Below are 16,508 nucleotides of genomic sequence, written 5' to 3'. Positions count from 1 at the left end.
GCTCCTGGCTGAGAATGTCGAGCTACTCAGTGCTCGTCGTAATGTCCACGGTTGATTGGGTCATCAGCCGCTGGATGGGGCAGCGGTGACTGATATCTTCAAGTCTGGCGCGCTGCTCGGGGTCATCAATACCGTGAAACGTTAACGTCACCGCCAGCTTATAGATCCCTTTCATTTCTTGGCGATCGTCGCGCTGAACCTTAACGGTGATGCCTTCCAGCGGCCATTGCTTACGTTTGGCGTACATTTGCACCGTAATAGCCTTGCAAGTACCCAAAGCAATATCGAAATAGTCATGGGGGTCGGGCGCGCTGCCTTCTCCTCCTACCGCTGGCGGCACATCGGCGTAAAGATCCTCCAGGCCGCTAACCTCCACTCGCTGGCGGAAAACATGGTTGCGTTCACTGATCACGATAATGGGCTTATGCATTACGATACCTTTATGCCGAGGTTGAGTTTTTCAACCACCCGAATAAGCGTCTCGCGCTTTACCCTGCCATCTACGTCTGCGCCGTAGCGACCGACCTCGGCGCTATCTACGCCATCAAGCATCATCAAGGCAGTGGTAATTTGATTGACTTGCTCGGCTGATTTCACACCCTGAAAGCTTAATGATTGCTGTGCCATCGCCTACCCTCATTACGATTGCGATTTTGTTACGCGTCAACGCTAGGCGTCTGGGTTCTGTAAGCCCTCGCGTTTCGTCCTATGCAAAACTGATACAGACAAACGAGTCTAGCATGCGGGGTGCACCTTGCAATCGTTGTCCACCGCCCACACGATGAACATTAAGCGAATCAATTAATGTTTCAGCCACCCCTTTTCATCAGGAGTTGCCATGGCAACTGTTCCCTCATTCAATGCCCTCGACAGCGGTGTGCGGCTTACCCATTTAGCGGCGTTAGACGTGAAAGGAGCCGACGCCGAGAAATTTTTGCAGGGCCAAACCAGCGCCCAGGTCAGCCTCGCCGATGGACGTTTTGCGCCGCTGACCTGCTTCTGCACGCCCAAGGGACGAATGCTGGCCAATGCCCAGCTTATGAAGATAGGCGATGCTCATTACCGATTACTGCTTAGTACGTCGTTACTGGAGACACTTACCGCCCACTTAAAAAAATTCGCGGCGTTCTATCAAGCCGAACTGATTCCATTGTCTGAGCTCCCGCTTATCGGCGTTGGTGAGAACGCCAGCTCCTTCGCGGACGCATTGGATCTCCCCTTGCCTAACGCGCCGGGTACGCAATCGGCCAATGCGCGTGCCAGCGTGCTGTGTTATCCAGGTGACACACCGCGCTGGTTATTCTGTCTAGAGAGCGATACGGCGATTGAAGTGCTCGACGACAACGCCGGTCGTGCCGCATGGCAATTGGCCGATATTCGTAGTGGCTTGGCATGGCTTACCGAGGCACAACAGGATCACTTCTTGCCGCAGATGCTTAACTGGGAAGCGCTGGGAGGCATTAGCTTTAAAAAAGGCTGCTACACCGGCCAAGAGGTGGTAGCCCGGGCACACTTCCGTGGCCAAGTAAAAAAGCGCTTGGTACGTGCCGAACTTTCCACGACGACGGAGCCCACTACTGGCGCCAGCATCGTCAACGATGCCGGTAAAGCCGTTGGCGAAGTCGTCACTAGCGCCTTGCGAGAAACGGGTGAGATTGAGCTACTGGCGGTGATGAACACTAAAGTCGTCGAAGAGGTAACACCGGTTTATCTAGACGATACGCCATTAAGCCTACTCACATTGCCTTACCCCATCGAGCGACTCGATCCCGAGCAACTCGCCATGGGGCTGGCCAATTAAGGCCTGATGAACAACCGGAACATGCGTAGGGTATTGGCGCGACTGCAGGCGGCCACATGCTCGCTTGTTTGGTCGCGCAATGCCGCGACCACGCGACACACCTCGCTCACCCGGCAGGGTTCGTTTCGCAGGCCTTGATAACCACTAAGCGGCATGTCGGGGCTATCCGTTTCCAACACAAAGCTATCATCAGGCAATGCCTTGATAACGCGGTGCAAGCGCTTGGCTCGCGGGTAAGTTGCCGCGCCTCCCAAGCCCAATACGTAGCCCAGCTCGACAAATTTTATTGCTTGCTCGTAAGACCCTGCAAACGCATGGATCAATCCAGCGCTAGCAAGGCCGCGTTGGCGTAACCTTTTAGCGACGGTGTCGTTGGCTTTGACACAGTGCACCACCACGGGCAGCGCATGCTGCTTTGCCAAGGCACACTGGGCATCAAAATAATCCCATTGGGCTGGTAAGGTATCGCCAAAGCGCGCATCGATACCACATTCCCCCACCGCAACAATCTCTGGATGCTCATTGAGCAAGTCATCAAGCTCCGTGAGATCCGACTCGCGATGATCCGCGATAAAGTAGGGATGCAACCCAGCGCAAACGCTGATCTCGGCGCGTTGCCCCAGCGCCAGCACTTGCTGCCAGCGCTGGCGCGTCGTGCCCGGCACAATAAAGTGCTCAACGCCCACCCTTTTGGCGGTCTCTATCACCGCATCACGGTCTTGATCGAACGCCGCAAAATCCAGATGGCAGTGGGCGTCAATCAGCATGCTCACCTCATCGTCCAAAGTTAGGTGTTAGTGCTCGCGAGTCGGCTGGAAGCGTATATCCGGCCAGCGCTCCTGCGTCATTTGCAGGTTAACTCGGGTCGGTGCGATGTAGGTCAAGTAACCGCCACCATCGATGGCTAAGTTGGTGCTCGCCTTACGCTTGAACTCCTCGAGCATTTTGGCATCTTCGCAATATACCCAGCGGGCCGTTTGAACATTCACGGCTTCATAAATACAGTCGACTTTGTATTCTTCTTTTAAGCGGTGTGCCACCACATCAAACTGCAGGGTGCCCACCGCGCCCAGAATTAAGTCATTGTTATCCATCGGCATGAAGACCTGTGTGGCGCCTTCTTCCGATAACTGCTGCAAGCCTTTCTGTAATGCCTTGGTTTTAAGCGGATCTTTCAAACGAACGCGTTTGAAAAGCTCAGGTGCGAAGTGCGGTATCCCGGTGAAGCGCATATCCTCACCAACGGTGAACGTATCGCCGATCTGAATCGTGCCGTGGTTATGCAGACCGATAATATCACCGGGCCATGCTTCCTCGACCTGAGAGCGATCAGACGCCATAAAGGTCAGCGCGTCGGCAATTTTGACATCCTTACCGATACGCACATGGCGCATCTTCATGTTCTTGTCGTACTTACCCGAGCAAACCCGTAGAAAAGCGATACGATCCCGATGGTTCGGATCCATATTGGCCTGAATCTTGAAGACAAAGCCGGTAAAACGCGGGTCGTCGGCCGGCACATCGCGCACATCGGTTTCCCTTGCTTGAGGTGCAGGTGCGTACTCGACAAACCCATCGAGCATCTCGCGCACGCCAAAGTTACCCATTGCGGTACCGAAATAAACCGGCGTTAACTCACCGCGACGATAAGCGTCAAGATCAAACTGATGGGAAGCACCACGCACCAATTCTACTTCCATACGCAGTTCTTCGGCTTGCTCTTCCCCCAGCACCTCGTCGACTTCCGGGCTATCTAGCCCTTCTATACGCTTGTCCTCAGGAATATGACTGCCCTGTCCCTGGGTATACAAATGAACCACGTCATTATAAAGATGATAAACCCCTAGGAAGTGGCGCCCCATACCAATCGGCCATGTCATCGGCGCGCACTGGATATTGAGGACGGTCTCGACCTCGTCCATCACCTCAATAGGGTCGCGAACATCGCGATCCATCTTGTTAATAAACGTCAAAATTGGGGTGGTACGTAGACGACACACCTCCATTAATTTAATGGTCCGATCTTCGACGCCTTTCGCCCCGTCGATCACCATCAGGGCGGAGTCGACCGCCGTCAGGGTGCGGTAGGTATCTTCAGAGAAGTCTTCGTGGCCTGGTGTATCGAGCAGGTTGACGATACGTCCGCCATAGGGGAACTGCATCACGGAGGTCGTCACCGAAATACCGCGTTCCTGCTCCATTTTCATCCAGTCTGACGTGGCATGGCGATCATTGCGCTTGCTCTTCACCGAACCGGCTAGCTGAATCGCATTGCCAAACAGCAGCATTTTTTCGGTGATGGTGGTTTTACCCGCGTCAGGGTGCGAAATGATAGCAAAGGTTCTTCTAAGCCCGGCTTCCTGGGCTAATTGAGTATCGTTCATCGGGCCTCATCATTAACGTAGACTCAGCCATGCACGTGAGTGCCAAGTGACAGCGGCTGAGCTAAATAGCATTGACGTGGATTGTACCCTTGCCGTGGACATTCAGCCACAAGCAGGCAGGTAAGCTATCGGTTCCGTTAAAAGGCACCATATAAAACACACGCACATGAAAAACGCCGGGCAAGCCGGCGTTTAAGATAGTGACACTTAAATATTAAGGCGAACGCGCTTAAGCGAACGTATTAACCATCGTGCCCACAGTACCTTCTTTGGCAAGATCAGGTTGAGCACCGGTATCGGCGGACGCCATAATATCGGTAACTTGCTGCGCTTGCGTGTCCAGCGCTTCCTTGAACACCTGCATTTGCGCTTGCTCAGCGGTTTGCGCCTGATTCATATACAGCGAATTGCTTACCGCATTACTAACGGCTACATCCATACGATTACCTCAATGTAGTTCGAATGTATGAAAAGATTAGCAAAGAGTACTAGAACACGCAAAAAACAAACGCCTCAGAACCGCTCAGCTCGAAAAGGCGCCATTTCAATCTCAGGCGTTTTGCCATCCATCATATCGGCAAGCAGGTAACCCGTTGCCGGCCCCAGGGTGAACCCTTGATGACCGTGGCCAAAAGCCAGCCACAGCCCGTCGTGGTGAGGAGCGGGGCCGATGACCGGCTTCATATCGGGAAGACACGGACGCGCGCCTTTCCACGCGGTTTGTTCTCGTCGTTCACCTAATGGAAAGATACGCCGCGCCACCTTTTCCGCAGCGTCTAGCTGATGCTCATCAGCGGGTGACTCAAGACGATCCAGCTCAGCGCCGGTGGTAAGCCGTACGCCCGCATTCATCGGCGCCAGCAAGTAGCCAACCTCCGCATCCATCAGCCAATTGTGAAGGCGAGACGGTGCTTGCGTTGAATAGTGCATGTGATAGCCCCGCTTAACGAAGGTAGGAAAGCGGTAGCCGAGCCCTTTCAGCCAATCGCCCGCCCAGGGGCCCAAGGCAAGCACTACGTCTTCGGCCGAGATCGTTTCATCAGCAGTAGTGACCTGCCAATGGGCTTCGTTTTGGGTTACCGACTGAATATCGCTTTGCACGATTCGGCCCCCTTGCGCCACGAAGGATGCCGCATAAGCCGCCACCAATGCCCCTGGATCTGCCACCGTCCAAGGATCCAACCAATGGATAGCCCCTATAATGTCATCGCTTAGATCAGGCTCTTTACCTAACAATGCCTGGCGATCCAACACCTCGAACTGCACATCATAGAGGTCACGAACTTCTTCAGCTTCCTTGACCCGTTTGGCGAGCTTTTCCGGCGTTCGATAGATCTCAAGCCACCCTTCCCGACGTACCAAATGCTCGGCTCCCGCCGCTTCAATCATTGGCCCATGGGTTTTAAGGCATAACTGTATGAGTGATGCATATTCCGGAACAATTTGCTGATAACGACGCGATGACGAGTGATGCCAGTAACTCAGCAAAGGCGATACCGCATTCCACATCCCCCTGGGGCGATAGCGAATATCCACGCGCCGATTAGGCAGCACACTCAGGATGGTCTTTATATCGCGAGGAAATGGGTACGGCCGTACCGATTCACGTTGGATAATACCGGCATTACCAAATGACGTTTCCTGCCCCGGTTGGCGTCGATCTACCAACGTGACCTGCCGCCCTCGCTGCTGCAAGTGCCATGCAATGCTGACACCCACCATGCCTGCTCCTAATACTACTGCGTGACGCGACATCGTAATGCCCTCCTAGTTAACCATCAGTCGACACGCAGGCGAGCCACCAGCGCACTTATCATGATTAAAAAATAACACTGTTTAGAAGCCTTTAAAACAGCCTAAAAAACTGTTTTTAATACAAAAATTAGAATTTATAGCTACAAAAATCCATAAATACGCAAATGTCACTATTAGCGGCACAGCAATTGCTTGGTATTACCTGCACTTCGCACACCATGCAGCCATAAGAGGTTAATCAGCGTCGTCTTAATAACCTTCACTGCACAATGACGCACCTTAAAAGTGCATGTAGCGCACCAAATAATACCGAGGATATTTGCCATGCTTGACACGCCCGCCGCTGACACCGAACTTCTCGACACGCTGTGGGTATTATGGGCAGCGGCACTGGTGTTTGTCATGCAAGCGGGCTTTTTATGCCTTGAAGCAGGGACAACGCGAAGTAAGAACGCCATCAATGTTGCAATGAAAAATATTGCCGACTTTGCCATTGCCGTGAGCGCCTTTTGGCTGGTGGGCTTTGGCTTGATGTTCGGCCTATCGGAAAACGGCTGGGTGGGCACTAGCCTCTTTGGCTGGCAGCTCAACACGGCGTCTAGCTGGGTCGTGACGGTGTTTATTTTTCAAGCCATGTTTTGCGCCACTGCGGCGACCATTGTGGCGGGCGCGGTGGCAGAGCGAATGCCATTTGCTGCGTATCTATGGACCGCACTCTGGATTGCGCTACTCATCTACCCTGTTTTTGGCCATTGGGCCTGGGGTGGCTTATTAGGCGGTAGTAGTGGCTGGCTGGCCTCCCTTGGGTTTGTCGATTTTGCAGGCTCCACCGTCGTGCATAGCGTGGGGGGCTGGGTCGCCCTCGCCGCAGTACTTTGCATTGGCCCTCGCCAAGGCCGCTTCAACCAACATCAGCCACCCACTGCATTTCCAGCGGGCAACCTCCCTTTAGCCATGCTCGGTGCACTGTTTATGGTATTGGGTTGGTTTGGCTTTAATGGCGGTAGCACGCTGGCCGCTAACGACCAAATTCCCAGCATTATCGCCAACACTATATTAGGCGCTGCTGGCGGCATTTTATCAGCCATGCTGATGGGGTGGCGGACACGTCGTTATGCTGACGTGATGTATGCCATCAACGGCGCTATTGCAGGGTTGGTGGCTGTCACCGCGGGCGCCCATGCCATCTCCATGTCGGCGGCGCTTGGTCTCGGCGTAGTGAGTGGCATTCTCATGGTCATCACAAGCGAATGCCTGTTAAGCCGTCGCATTGATGACGCGGTGGGGGCGATTCCTGCGCATTTAATTCCCGGCATTTGGGGCACGCTAGCACTGCCCTGGGTGGCCGAGCCCGCTGCGCTAGGTACGGGCCTTAATGCCGCCGAGCAAGCAGGCATTCAATTGCTTGGCGTAGTGGTCTGCGGCCTGTGGAGCTTTGGTATCGCGTGGCTGCTATTTCGTATCTCAGGGCGCTATTTTCCGCTGCGTGTTAGCGATGACGCTGAAAAAATGGGCCTTAACCTGGCTGAACACGGCACCCATAATGAGCTAACCCATTTGTTAGAGCACATGCGTCGTCACGAGCAACAAGGCGATATGCGCCAGCGCATCGACGCGGATCCTTTTACCGAGGTGGGTGAAATTGCAGCAGGATATAACCGAGTAGCGGCCGCGCTGGAAAGCGCTATTGGGCATACCCGGGTCATGTTGCACAACTTGCGCGACGGTGTAATCACCTGGCAAGCCGACGGGATCTTGACCAGCCTTAATCCTGGGGCGGAACAGTTATTCGGCGTGAGCGCTCATCAGCTAGTGGGCACGCCCGTAAACCGTTTACTACCTCATCACCGCTTGACCCCAGGCGAGCGCCACGAAATTAAGCGGCGTTCAGCTACTCAGGAAGTCCGTTACCTGGAAATCCAGGTGAGCGAAGGCGCCAGTGGCTCGGCTTCTGAACGCTCCGGCATGGTACGCGACATTACCGAACGCAAACGCCTACAAGAACAGCTTAACCGCGAGCGAGATCTGGCCAGAACGACACTTGCGTCCATCGGCGACGGCGTGATCACCTGCGACGCCAGTGGCTTGATTACGTTTATCAATAGCGAAGCTCAACGACTCACTGGCTGGGGCTTAGCTGACGCGCAGGGAAAGCCCATCCAGCACGTTTATCGTTTGATTGACGATATCACCGGCCACAGCATTAGCAATCCGGCACGCCGAGTGCTGACGCAGCATCGCGCCATTCATTCAACGGAAGACGGCTGGCTCGAACACAGCGACGGAAAGCGCACCCCCATCCAGCATAGCGCGGCCCCCATCCGCTCGCGTAGCGGTATTACGCTGGGCGCTGTGGTCGTGTTTCAGGACGTAAGCATCACCCGACAGCTCGCCGACCAGCTTACCTATCAAGCCAGCCACGACAACTTGACCGACCTCGTCAATCGACGCGCGTTTGAAACGACGCTAAGTCGACTACTGGAGAGCGATGAGGGAGAGCATGTTTTATGCTACCTGGATCTCGACCAGTTCAAAATCGTCAACGATACCTGCGGCCACCTCGCCGGCGATGAGCTCCTCCGGCAAGTGGCGGTGAAGCTACAAGCCTACGTGCGCAGCAGCGACACGGTTGCCCGATTAGGCGGCGATGAATTTGCCCTACTGCTACCCAGCTGCCCCATGCATCAAGCCAAACAAATTGCCGACGCTATTCGCTGCGATATCGAGAAGTATCGTTTCGTCTGGCAAGAACACACCTTTGGTATCGGCATTAGCATTGGCCTGGTGGCTTTGGGTAGTCAACCGATGCAGCTCAGCGATGCGCTTCATGCCGCTGACGCGGCCTGCTATACCGCTAAAGAAGCAGGTCGCAATCGGCTACATTGCCACCAACCCAACGATCACACATTACTGGAGCGCAATGGCGAGCTTCGCTGGGTTCAACGACTACAAAATGCCCTTGATAATGACCACTTCCGCTTGTATGCCCAACCTATCGAGGCCATTGGCACCCAAGGTGCAGCCTACCAAGAGATATTACTACGCCTTGAAGAGGACGGCTCGATGATCACTCCTGGGAGTTTTTTACCCGCAGCGGAGCGCTATCACTTTATGCCGCGCATAGATCGATGGGTAGTCCGCAACACCCTGGCGTGGCTGTCTGATGTCACGCGCGCATCGCCAAACACTGCCTGGGGTTGTTGGGGAATAAATCTATCAGGCGCTTCGCTGTCTGATCGCGACTTTTGCCACGACTTGGTGACTCAGGTACAAAATGCACATCTTCCCGCTGGCTGTCTATGCTTTGAAATTACCGAAAGCGTGGCGATTGCCCAGCTATCAAGCGTGATTGAACTCATTCACACACTGAAACGGCAAGGCTGCCGTTTTGCCCTGGATGACTTCGGCACCGGCCTGTCTTCCTTCAGCTACTTAAAGCAGCTTCCCGTCGATTACTTAAAAATCGACGGTCATTTTATCCGCAATATTCACGAAGACCCTATCGACAGGGCCATGGTAGAGGCCATTCATGCGGTGGGGAAAGCGCTTAACATTGAAACCATTGCCGAATTCGTTGAAACCCAGCAAACCCTCGATACGCTCAAAACATTAGGCATCGACTACGCTCAAGGATTTTTGTTAGGACACCCTGAGCCACTCACCCAGGCGGCTGGGCGTCCCATCAAAGTGATGCCGCGCTAAAAAAGGAAGCGAAAATAAATAAAGTAGAAAAAAATTGCGGGAGATTAAAACTGAACAACGAGGAGGGAAAAGAGAGAACTTACTAGAACATAAGAGGAGGTTAATGGGGTGGATGATGGGGATCGAACCCACGACCACCGGAGCCACAATCCGGGGCTCTACCACTGAGCTACATCCACCATAACCTAAAAAGGGAACTGAACTTACATGCTGAGTTGTCGCTGGGGTGGATGATGGGGATCGAACCCACGACCACCGGAGCCACAATCCGGGGCTCTACCACTGAGCTACATCCACCACTGACAACTGCTAGTTAAGAGACTTAACGGCTGATCGCTACTGGTACAAATGGCGCGCCCAGCAGGATTCGAACCTGCAACCTACGGCTTAGAAGGCCGTTGCTCTATCCGGTTGAGCTATGAGCGCACATGTAATATCTGTAAGCAAAGACATCGATGAGCACTTGGCCACAACCACTGCCTGGAAAAGCAAAACTACCTTTCGCGTTAGACGTGGTCGGGGTGGAGGGATTCGAACCCCCGACATCCTGCTCCCAAAGCAGGCGCGCTACCAGACTGCGCTACACCCCGATTTTTCTAGCCTAAACGCTGCCGCATGGCCCGTCTCAAGCGAGGCATATATTACTGTTTTTAATTTTAAAGTCAACCATCAAGGCAACAACTAATCCTGGTACTTTGCCTAGCAGCCCCTTCATGCGAAAATTAACACCGAAAGAGTTCTAGTTAATACACCTGTCTATTTCTTCGTGTTCGCCTTTCAACCGCCAGGGGATTTCTCTAAATGACCGCCCAACTCATCGATGGCAAAGCTATCGCCGCTAATGTCCGTCAACACGTTGCTCAAAAGGTCACTGCCCGCCAACAAGCCGGCAAACGAGCACCAGGACTCGCGGTTGTGTTGGTAGGAGATGATCCCGCCTCGCAGCTTTATGTGAACAACAAGCACCGCGCCTGCGAGCAGGCAGGCATCCTGTCTTTTCAGCACGCGCTACCCACCGACACTACACAGCAAACACTGGAATCACTGGTCGATCAACTGAACAACGATCCCACCGTCGATGGCATTTTGGTTCAGTTGCCATTGCCTGATCATCTCGACGCCAGCCTGATATTAGAGCGTATACGCCCCGATAAAGACGTCGATGGCTTCCACCCTTTCAATATCGGCCGACTCGCCCAGAGAACACCCGCGCTGCGCCCATGCACGCCTAAAGGCATTATGACATTGCTTGAACAAAGCGATATCAAAGTACGCGGATTAGACGCCACTGTTGTGGGCGCTTCCAACATAGTCGGGCGCCCCATGGCGTTGGAGCTCATGCTAGCCGGTGCAACGACCACGGTATGTCACCGTTTTACGCAAGACTTGGCGGCGCATGTCAGTCGGGCCGATATTGTGGTGGTCGCCGTTGGCAAGCCCGGCATCGTTAAAGGCGAGTGGATAAAGCCTGGCGCCATCGTCATCGATGTAGGCATTAACCGCCATGACGACGGCACGCTGAGGGGGGATGTTGATTTCCAGGCCGCCGCCGAGCGCGCCAGCTTCATCACCCCGGTTCCCGGCGGCGTGGGCCCTATGACAGTCGCCACACTACTTGAAAACACCTTGGCAGCCGCTGAACAACACGACTCAGTTCAAGCTTAACCTCGTCAAATAAACACCCCTGCTACCCAAAGGAAACTAACACTGTGAAGCGTATTGGTATTATTGGCGCGATGGCGCAAGAAGTCAGCATTCTGGCGTCACAGCTCGACAATCCGCAGCGCTATGAGCACGCCGGCTTTGTCTTTCATCGCGGCACACGCCATGGCCTTGACGTGACCATACTGCAATCGGGTATTGGCAAGGTAAACGCGGCTGTCGGCACAGCGCTACTGTTAGAGCGCCACCAACCGGACGCGGTGATCAATACCGGTTCAGCGGGTGGGTTTGCCAGCGACTTGCACATCGGTGACATCATTATTTCTGACGAGGTTCGTCACCACGATGTGGACGCCACTGTGTTTGGCTATGAAATCGGCCAAGTGCCCGGCATGCCGGCGGCATATCTAGCCGACGCCTCGCTGCGGGATATCGCTCGCGGCGCAATTAAAACGCTGGGGGAAGTTAACGTTCGCGAAGGGCTAATTGCCACGGGTGATGCGTTTATGGCGGATCCGGCACGCGTCGAAGCGACACGCGCGTCATTTCCGAGCATGCTAGCGGTGGAAATGGAAGCGGCCGCGATCGCCCAGACATGTTATTTGTACCAGTGCCCGTTCGTGGTCATTCGCGCGCTCTCGGATATTCCCGGCAGCGGTGACAACCACTTATCCTTCGAGCAGTTTCTTGACGTAGCCGCCGACCACTCTTCGCGAATGGTCGACCAGATGCTACTCACGCTGAGCGCTAGCTAATTGACCAGCCGAGCGTTTCCCCGGCTAATAACGGAATAATCGCCTCCCCCTGCGCATAAGGGTAGCTGGCAGGTATCGACTGCGAACGCCGCGACAACGTTATGCTGTCGCGGTTAGGGGGCAGCCCGTAAAAGCGGGGGCCATTCAAGCTGGCAAAACCTTCCAACGCCGCTAGCGCACCGGCTTCTTCAAACGCCGTCGCATACAATTCAATAGCCGTCGAGGCCGTGTAGGCTCCCGCGCAACCACAGCTAGACTCTTTGGCCGATTGCGCATGAGGCGCGCTATCGGTTCCCAGGAAAAACTTCCCGCTACCGCTGGTCGCCGCCTTGAGCAACGCCTGGCGATGTTGTTCGCGTTTTAAAATCGGCAGGCAGTAGTAATGCGGGCGAATTCCACCTACCAGCATTTTATTGCGATTAAACAATAGATGATGCGCAGTGATCGTCGCGGCGACCGTGTCCGGCGCTTGGGCAACGAACTCGGCCGCTTGTTGAGTGGTGATATGCTCAAAGACCACTTTCAGGGTGGGATGACGCGCCAGCAGAGGCGTGAGAACCCGCTCGATAAACACCGCTTCACGATCAAAAATATCGATCTCATTATCCGTGACCTCGCCGTGCATTAATAACGGCATTCCCGCCTCGGCAAGTGCTGCGATGGTGTCGTCACAGTGCGATAAATCGGTTACGCCTGAAGCTGAGTTTGTCGTTGCTCCCGCCGGATAGAGCTTAACGGCTTTGACGATACCGCTGTTAACGGCCCGCTCGATTTCCTCGGGCGGTGTGGTATCGGTCAAATACAGCGTCATCAATGGCTCGAAACGGCTACCAGCAGGCAACGCCGCCAATATTCGCTGATGATAGGCGATTGCTTGTTCTGTAGTGGTAATGGGCGGCGTTAGATTGGGCATAATAATCGCGCGGCCCATCTGGGCAGCCGTATGCCCTACCACCGCTTTAAGCGCCTCGCCATCGCGTAGGTGAAGATGCCAATCGTCTGGCCGAATCAACGTAATCTCGTCCACGAAATATCCTGTACATAGTCAATAAAAAATGACACACACGATGCGTCAACATACCGCAGTATACCGGATCCTCCGTCGGGTTAAATCGACCATCGGGCACCCACAGCCTTGATAATCTGGCGTATGATATCGGCCATTGTTTGGTTAAAGGAAACTCTTCATGCAGAACGTGCGGCGCTATGCCGATATTATTGCCAGCCTAGAAGGCCTGATATGGCTTGGCCTGGCTTGGTCGGTGTCGTTTTCCGTGTATTACGGCAGTACAGAAGCAACGCTTGCCATGTTGCTGGTCATTGCCACGCTGGCGTTCTTTAGCTGGGCGCATCGCCCGTTTCGCTGCCTGCTACGCCGCTACCACGTCCGCAAACGTCGTACGGACATGTGGATTCATTTGCTAGCCCTGCCGCTGCTGATCGCGATGTTTTTTCACATTATGATTGAAGGCGTGCTGGGTAGCGCTTGGTTGCCGCCTAAAATGCTGATGGTTAACATTGTGGCAACAGCAGGGTGGCTCACCTTTGTGGTTACACTGTGTATTAAGTTTTTAATTCACCGCTTTAAAAAGACCGCCAAGTGAGTGAAATGCCGACTGAGCTGCCCCTCCCGTTATCGACGCCTAATCGCAATTTGGTGCGTTTAACCATCGTGCGGGGCATCACCTGGACGGGCTTTTTAATTGCCATCATAGTCGGCACGCAACTGCTGGCATTTGAACTGCCCATCACAGAGGTAGTCAGTGTCGTGCTGGCAATGGGCATCCTTAACATCGCCACCTGGTGGCGCCTTGGACGCCCACGGGCAGTGGAACACCTGGAATATCTGCTGCACTTACTGGCCGACATACTCGGCTTAACGCTGCTGTTTTATTTTTCCGGTGGCTCAACTAACCCCTTCATTACCTACTACCTGGTGCCGGTTACCATTGCTGCAGCCACTCTGCCCTGGCGCCATGCATGGATTATCGCAGGCTGCGCCATGGCAGCTTATAGCTTTTTGATGATCGATTATCACCCAATTCCCCAGCTCGGCCACATTAATAGCAGTAGCCCGCTAAGCCTGCATGTATTGGGCATGTGGGTGAATTTCGGTCTATCAGCGGGGTTGGTCACCTTCTTTATTTACAAAATGGCGCATGCGCTACGCCATCGCGATCAAGCGCTTTCTCGCACGCGGGAAGCAGCATTGCGTAATGAACAAGTGCTGGCCGTTGCCACCCAGGCCGCTGGCACGGCGCACGAACTCGGCACGCCTTTATCAACCATGGCGGTGTTACTTAAAGATATGCAGGAAGAAGCTGAAGGCGATCCCGAGCGCCAGGAGGATGTGGCCTTGCTGCGCCAGCAGGTAGACATTTGCAAATCGCGCTTACAGCACCTAGTTAGCCAGGCAGACCGCCGACGCATGGCCGAGCCTGAAGTGCTCGACGCTGAAACATGGCTAACCGGGGTGGTACAGCGCTGGCTAGTGCTGAGACCCGACGTCAGCCATCGGCTAGAGATAGCCGAGCGACGTGGGCGGCCTTGGCTAGCCGTCGACGCCACGTTGGATCAGGCATTAACCAACCTGCTAAACAATGCCGCAGACGCCAACCCTGAAGGTATCGCCATCGGGTTAGATTGGCAGGCGGATCACATCGTCATCGACATTCGGGATCATGGCCCAGGCGTTGCTTTGTCTATCGCCGACCAGCTCGGCGATACGTTTATTTCCACCAAAAGTAAGGGAATGGGCATTGGTCTATTTTTGACTCACGCCACCATCAACCGTTTTGGCGGTGGCGTCAGTCTGTATAACCATCCAGAGGGCGGGACGTTAACCGAAGTCACATTGCCTCGCGCCGAGGCGGCTTAACGCCTGGCTCCGCTTTCAGCTTTTTATTGAGGTCATCATGCAAACGCAAGAGCAACGTCTGCTGATTGTCGACGACGACGAAATGTTTTGCCATGTATTAAGCCGCTCGCTGACCCGGCGGGGTTTTGAGGTGGTGATCGCGCACGATGCCGATCAAGCGCTCACTCTGGCAGCCCAACACAAGCCGACCATGGCCACGCTAGATTTGAAATTGGAAAACTCTTCGGGCCTCAAGCTGCTGCCCGATCTGTTGGCCGTGGTGCCTCACTGTCACGTCGTCGTGCTGACCGGCTACTCCAGCATCGCAACAGCGGTTGAGGCCATTAAACTCGGGGCCATGAACTATCTGTGTAAACCGGTTGACGCTGACGACGTGCTTACCGCCTTCGAACGGGAAGATGGCGACCCCAATATAGAAGTTGCCGATAACCCGCCCTCGATTAATCGCATTACCTGGGAGCACATCCAAAAGGTATTACAGGAACACGATGGCAATATCTCAGCCACGGCCAGGGCGCTGGGTATGCATCGCCGCACGCTGCAGCGCAAATTACAAAAACGCCCTGTGCGTCGCTAGAGGCCTAAAGGGCTGCCACCGTTACCAATGTACCGGTGGCTTGAAAGGCTTGTTAATGAGCGGTCCAGCCCAGATCGATATTCCAGCTTGCCCCCGTCACAGCACCCGCTGCATCGGACGTTAGGTAGGCCACCAACTGGGCGACTTCAATAGGCTCAATCAGACGTTTAACCGCCGCGTTTTTAAGCATGATGTTTTCAATCACTTCTTGCTCGCCCATGCCATGCAACTTAGCTTGATCCGCAATCTGATTATCGACCAACGGGGTTTTGACGTAAGCAGGGCAAATCGCATTCGCCGTGATACCCTGCTCGCCGCCTTCCAACGCCGCCGTTTTGGTCAGCCCGATCATGCCATGCTTAGCACTGATGTAGGCGGCCTTGCCCGGCGATGCGACCTGCGCATGAATAGACGCAATGTTAACGATGCGCCCCCAACCCTTCTGGCGCATATGCGGCCAAGCGGCTTGGGTAAGTAAAAAAGGCGCGGTCAGCATCAGGTCGATAATTTGCCGCCACTTCGCTTCGGGAAACTCCTCAATGGCCGCCACATGTTGAATCCCAGCGTTGTTAACCAGAATATCCACCCCACCAAAACGTTTGACCGCGTCTGCAACAGCACCACGACAGGCATCCGGATCGGTCAAATCAGCCTCGTAAAAGGCCGCACCCGCCGCCTCGGCAATTGCCTTACCGTCCGGATTAAAATCGACGGCTAATACTTGGTGGCCTAATTCACAAAAATGCTTCACTACCGCTTCGCCAATACCGCTGCTGGTGCCTGTTACCAGGGCAACCCGGGGTATAACCGTTGTTGTCGTCATGATTGATCCTTTTAGTGTCAAGCAAAGTGGGACTGAGGTCAGTCTAGTCGATTCACCGCACCCGTAGTGCGCCCATTTGATACGCTGGCGTTGATGATAACGTGACTCAATACCTTTTGTAGGGACTCCCTATTGGCGAACCTCCAATGGCTAGTCCACAATGAACAACTT

The 16,508-nt window shown here is 54.3% G+C and carries 15 protein-coding genes and 4 tRNA genes; 7 read left to right on the top strand and 12 right to left on the bottom strand.

The window, feature by feature from the left end; translation table 11 throughout:
- Window positions 1-22: 22 nt before the first annotated feature.
- Together BLR97_RS03045 and BLR97_RS03040 are read right to left on the bottom strand one after the other, a co-directional pair.
- Window positions 23-430, bottom strand: coding sequence for an OsmC family protein (locus tag BLR97_RS03045; protein WP_089702351.1), 408 nt, complete (start codon window positions 428-430; stop codon window positions 23-25).
- Window positions 430-627, bottom strand: a complete 198-nt coding sequence (locus tag BLR97_RS03040) for a hypothetical protein (RefSeq protein WP_089702349.1) — start codon at window positions 625-627, stop codon at window positions 430-432. The genes BLR97_RS03045 and BLR97_RS03040 overlap by 1 nt, the downstream gene beginning before the upstream one ends.
- 211 nt (window positions 628-838) lie before the next feature.
- Here BLR97_RS03040 and ygfZ point away from each other — a divergent pair, with 211 nt between their 5' ends.
- Window positions 839-1,801: a CAF17-like 4Fe-4S cluster assembly/insertion protein YgfZ gene (ygfZ, locus tag BLR97_RS03035; RefSeq protein ID WP_089702347.1), complete on the top strand. Its 963-nt coding sequence runs from the start codon at window positions 839-841 to the stop codon at window positions 1,799-1,801.
- Here the strand turns inward: ygfZ and BLR97_RS03030 are convergent.
- From BLR97_RS03030 to BLR97_RS03015, 4 genes are all read right to left on the bottom strand, one after another.
- Window positions 1,798-2,568 carry a TatD family hydrolase gene (locus BLR97_RS03030; protein ID WP_089702345.1) on the bottom strand — a complete coding sequence of 257 codons (771 nt, stop codon included), beginning with the start codon at window positions 2,566-2,568 and terminating at the stop codon, window positions 1,798-1,800. The genes ygfZ and BLR97_RS03030 overlap by 4 nt on opposite strands.
- A 27-nt stretch (window positions 2,569-2,595) precedes the next feature.
- On the bottom strand, window positions 2,596-4,185 hold the full coding sequence (locus tag BLR97_RS03025; RefSeq protein WP_089702343.1) for a peptide chain release factor 3: 1,590 nt from the start codon (window positions 4,183-4,185) through the stop codon (window positions 2,596-2,598).
- A gap of 229 nt (window positions 4,186-4,414) precedes the next feature.
- Window positions 4,415-4,624, bottom strand: coding sequence for a putative motility protein (locus tag BLR97_RS03020; protein ID WP_089702342.1), 210 nt, complete (start codon window positions 4,622-4,624; stop codon window positions 4,415-4,417).
- Between the two features lie 74 nt (window positions 4,625-4,698).
- A complete protein-coding gene (locus tag BLR97_RS03015; protein ID WP_089702339.1) occupies window positions 4,699-5,940 on the bottom strand; it encodes an NAD(P)/FAD-dependent oxidoreductase in 1,242 nt (413 codons plus the stop codon).
- A gap of 324 nt (window positions 5,941-6,264) precedes the next feature.
- On the opposite strand from BLR97_RS03015, the gene amt reads away from it, so the two are divergent.
- On the top strand, window positions 6,265-9,642 hold the full coding sequence (amt, locus tag BLR97_RS03010) for an ammonium transporter (RefSeq protein WP_089702337.1): 3,378 nt from the start codon (window positions 6,265-6,267) through the stop codon (window positions 9,640-9,642).
- A 104-nt stretch (window positions 9,643-9,746) separates the two neighbouring features.
- Here amt and BLR97_RS03005 read toward each other — a convergent pair.
- The 4 genes from BLR97_RS03005 to BLR97_RS02990 all read right to left on the bottom strand — a co-directional run bounded on the left by BLR97_RS03005 (window position 9,747) and on the right by BLR97_RS02990 (window position 10,232).
- Window positions 9,747-9,821, bottom strand: a tRNA-His gene (locus BLR97_RS03005).
- Window positions 9,822-9,864: 43 nt separating this feature from the next.
- Window positions 9,865-9,939, bottom strand: a tRNA-His gene (locus tag BLR97_RS03000).
- A 52-nt stretch (window positions 9,940-9,991) separates the two neighbouring features.
- Window positions 9,992-10,068 (bottom strand) — tRNA-Arg (locus tag BLR97_RS02995).
- Between the two features lie 87 nt (window positions 10,069-10,155).
- Window positions 10,156-10,232: transfer RNA gene (locus tag BLR97_RS02990), tRNA-Pro, on the bottom strand.
- Window positions 10,233-10,443: 211 nt separating this feature from the next.
- On the opposite strand from BLR97_RS02990, the gene folD reads away from it, so the two are divergent.
- Together folD and mtnN are read left to right on the top strand one after the other, a co-directional pair.
- Entirely contained in the window at window positions 10,444-11,307 is an 864-nt protein-coding gene (gene folD, locus BLR97_RS02985) for a bifunctional methylenetetrahydrofolate dehydrogenase/methenyltetrahydrofolate cyclohydrolase FolD (RefSeq protein WP_089702335.1), read from the top strand.
- Between the two features lie 44 nt (window positions 11,308-11,351).
- Complete coding sequence (gene mtnN, locus BLR97_RS02980) at window positions 11,352-12,059, top strand: 5'-methylthioadenosine/S-adenosylhomocysteine nucleosidase (RefSeq protein WP_089702333.1); 708 nt, start codon at window positions 11,352-11,354, stop codon at window positions 12,057-12,059.
- Here mtnN and pyrC read toward each other — a convergent pair.
- Window positions 12,052-13,086 (bottom strand): dihydroorotase, encoded by a 1,035-nt coding sequence (gene pyrC / locus BLR97_RS02975; RefSeq protein WP_089702331.1) that lies wholly within the window; start codon window positions 13,084-13,086, stop codon window positions 12,052-12,054. The genes mtnN and pyrC overlap by 8 nt on opposite strands.
- Window positions 13,087-13,246: 160 nt before the next feature.
- On the opposite strand from pyrC, the gene BLR97_RS02970 reads away from it, so the two are divergent.
- From BLR97_RS02970 to BLR97_RS02960, 3 genes are read left to right on the top strand one after another with little or no spacing between them, the layout of a single operon-like run.
- The gene (locus tag BLR97_RS02970) at window positions 13,247-13,663 is read left to right on the top strand and encodes a hypothetical protein (RefSeq protein ID WP_089702329.1); all 417 of its coding nucleotides are present in this window, start codon (window positions 13,247-13,249) and stop codon (window positions 13,661-13,663) included.
- Window positions 13,664-13,668: 5 nt separating this feature from the next.
- Window positions 13,669-14,937, top strand: a complete 1,269-nt coding sequence (locus tag BLR97_RS02965) for an ATP-binding protein (protein ID WP_089702328.1) — start codon at window positions 13,669-13,671, stop codon at window positions 14,935-14,937.
- Between the two features lie 37 nt (window positions 14,938-14,974).
- Entirely contained in the window at window positions 14,975-15,514 is a 540-nt protein-coding gene (locus tag BLR97_RS02960; protein WP_089702325.1) for a response regulator transcription factor, read from the top strand.
- Window positions 15,515-15,566: 52 nt separating this feature from the next.
- Here the strand turns inward: BLR97_RS02960 and BLR97_RS02955 are convergent, their stop codons facing one another.
- Window positions 15,567-16,337: a 3-hydroxybutyrate dehydrogenase gene (locus BLR97_RS02955; protein WP_089702324.1), complete on the bottom strand. Its 771-nt coding sequence runs from the start codon at window positions 16,335-16,337 to the stop codon at window positions 15,567-15,569.
- Window positions 16,338-16,508 lie beyond the last annotated feature (171 nt).

The organism is Vreelandella arcis (genome assembly GCF_900103865.1).
GTDB lineage: Bacteria > Pseudomonadota > Gammaproteobacteria > Pseudomonadales > Halomonadaceae > Vreelandella > Vreelandella arcis.
This window is presented reverse-complemented; position numbering and strand designations above follow the sequence as displayed.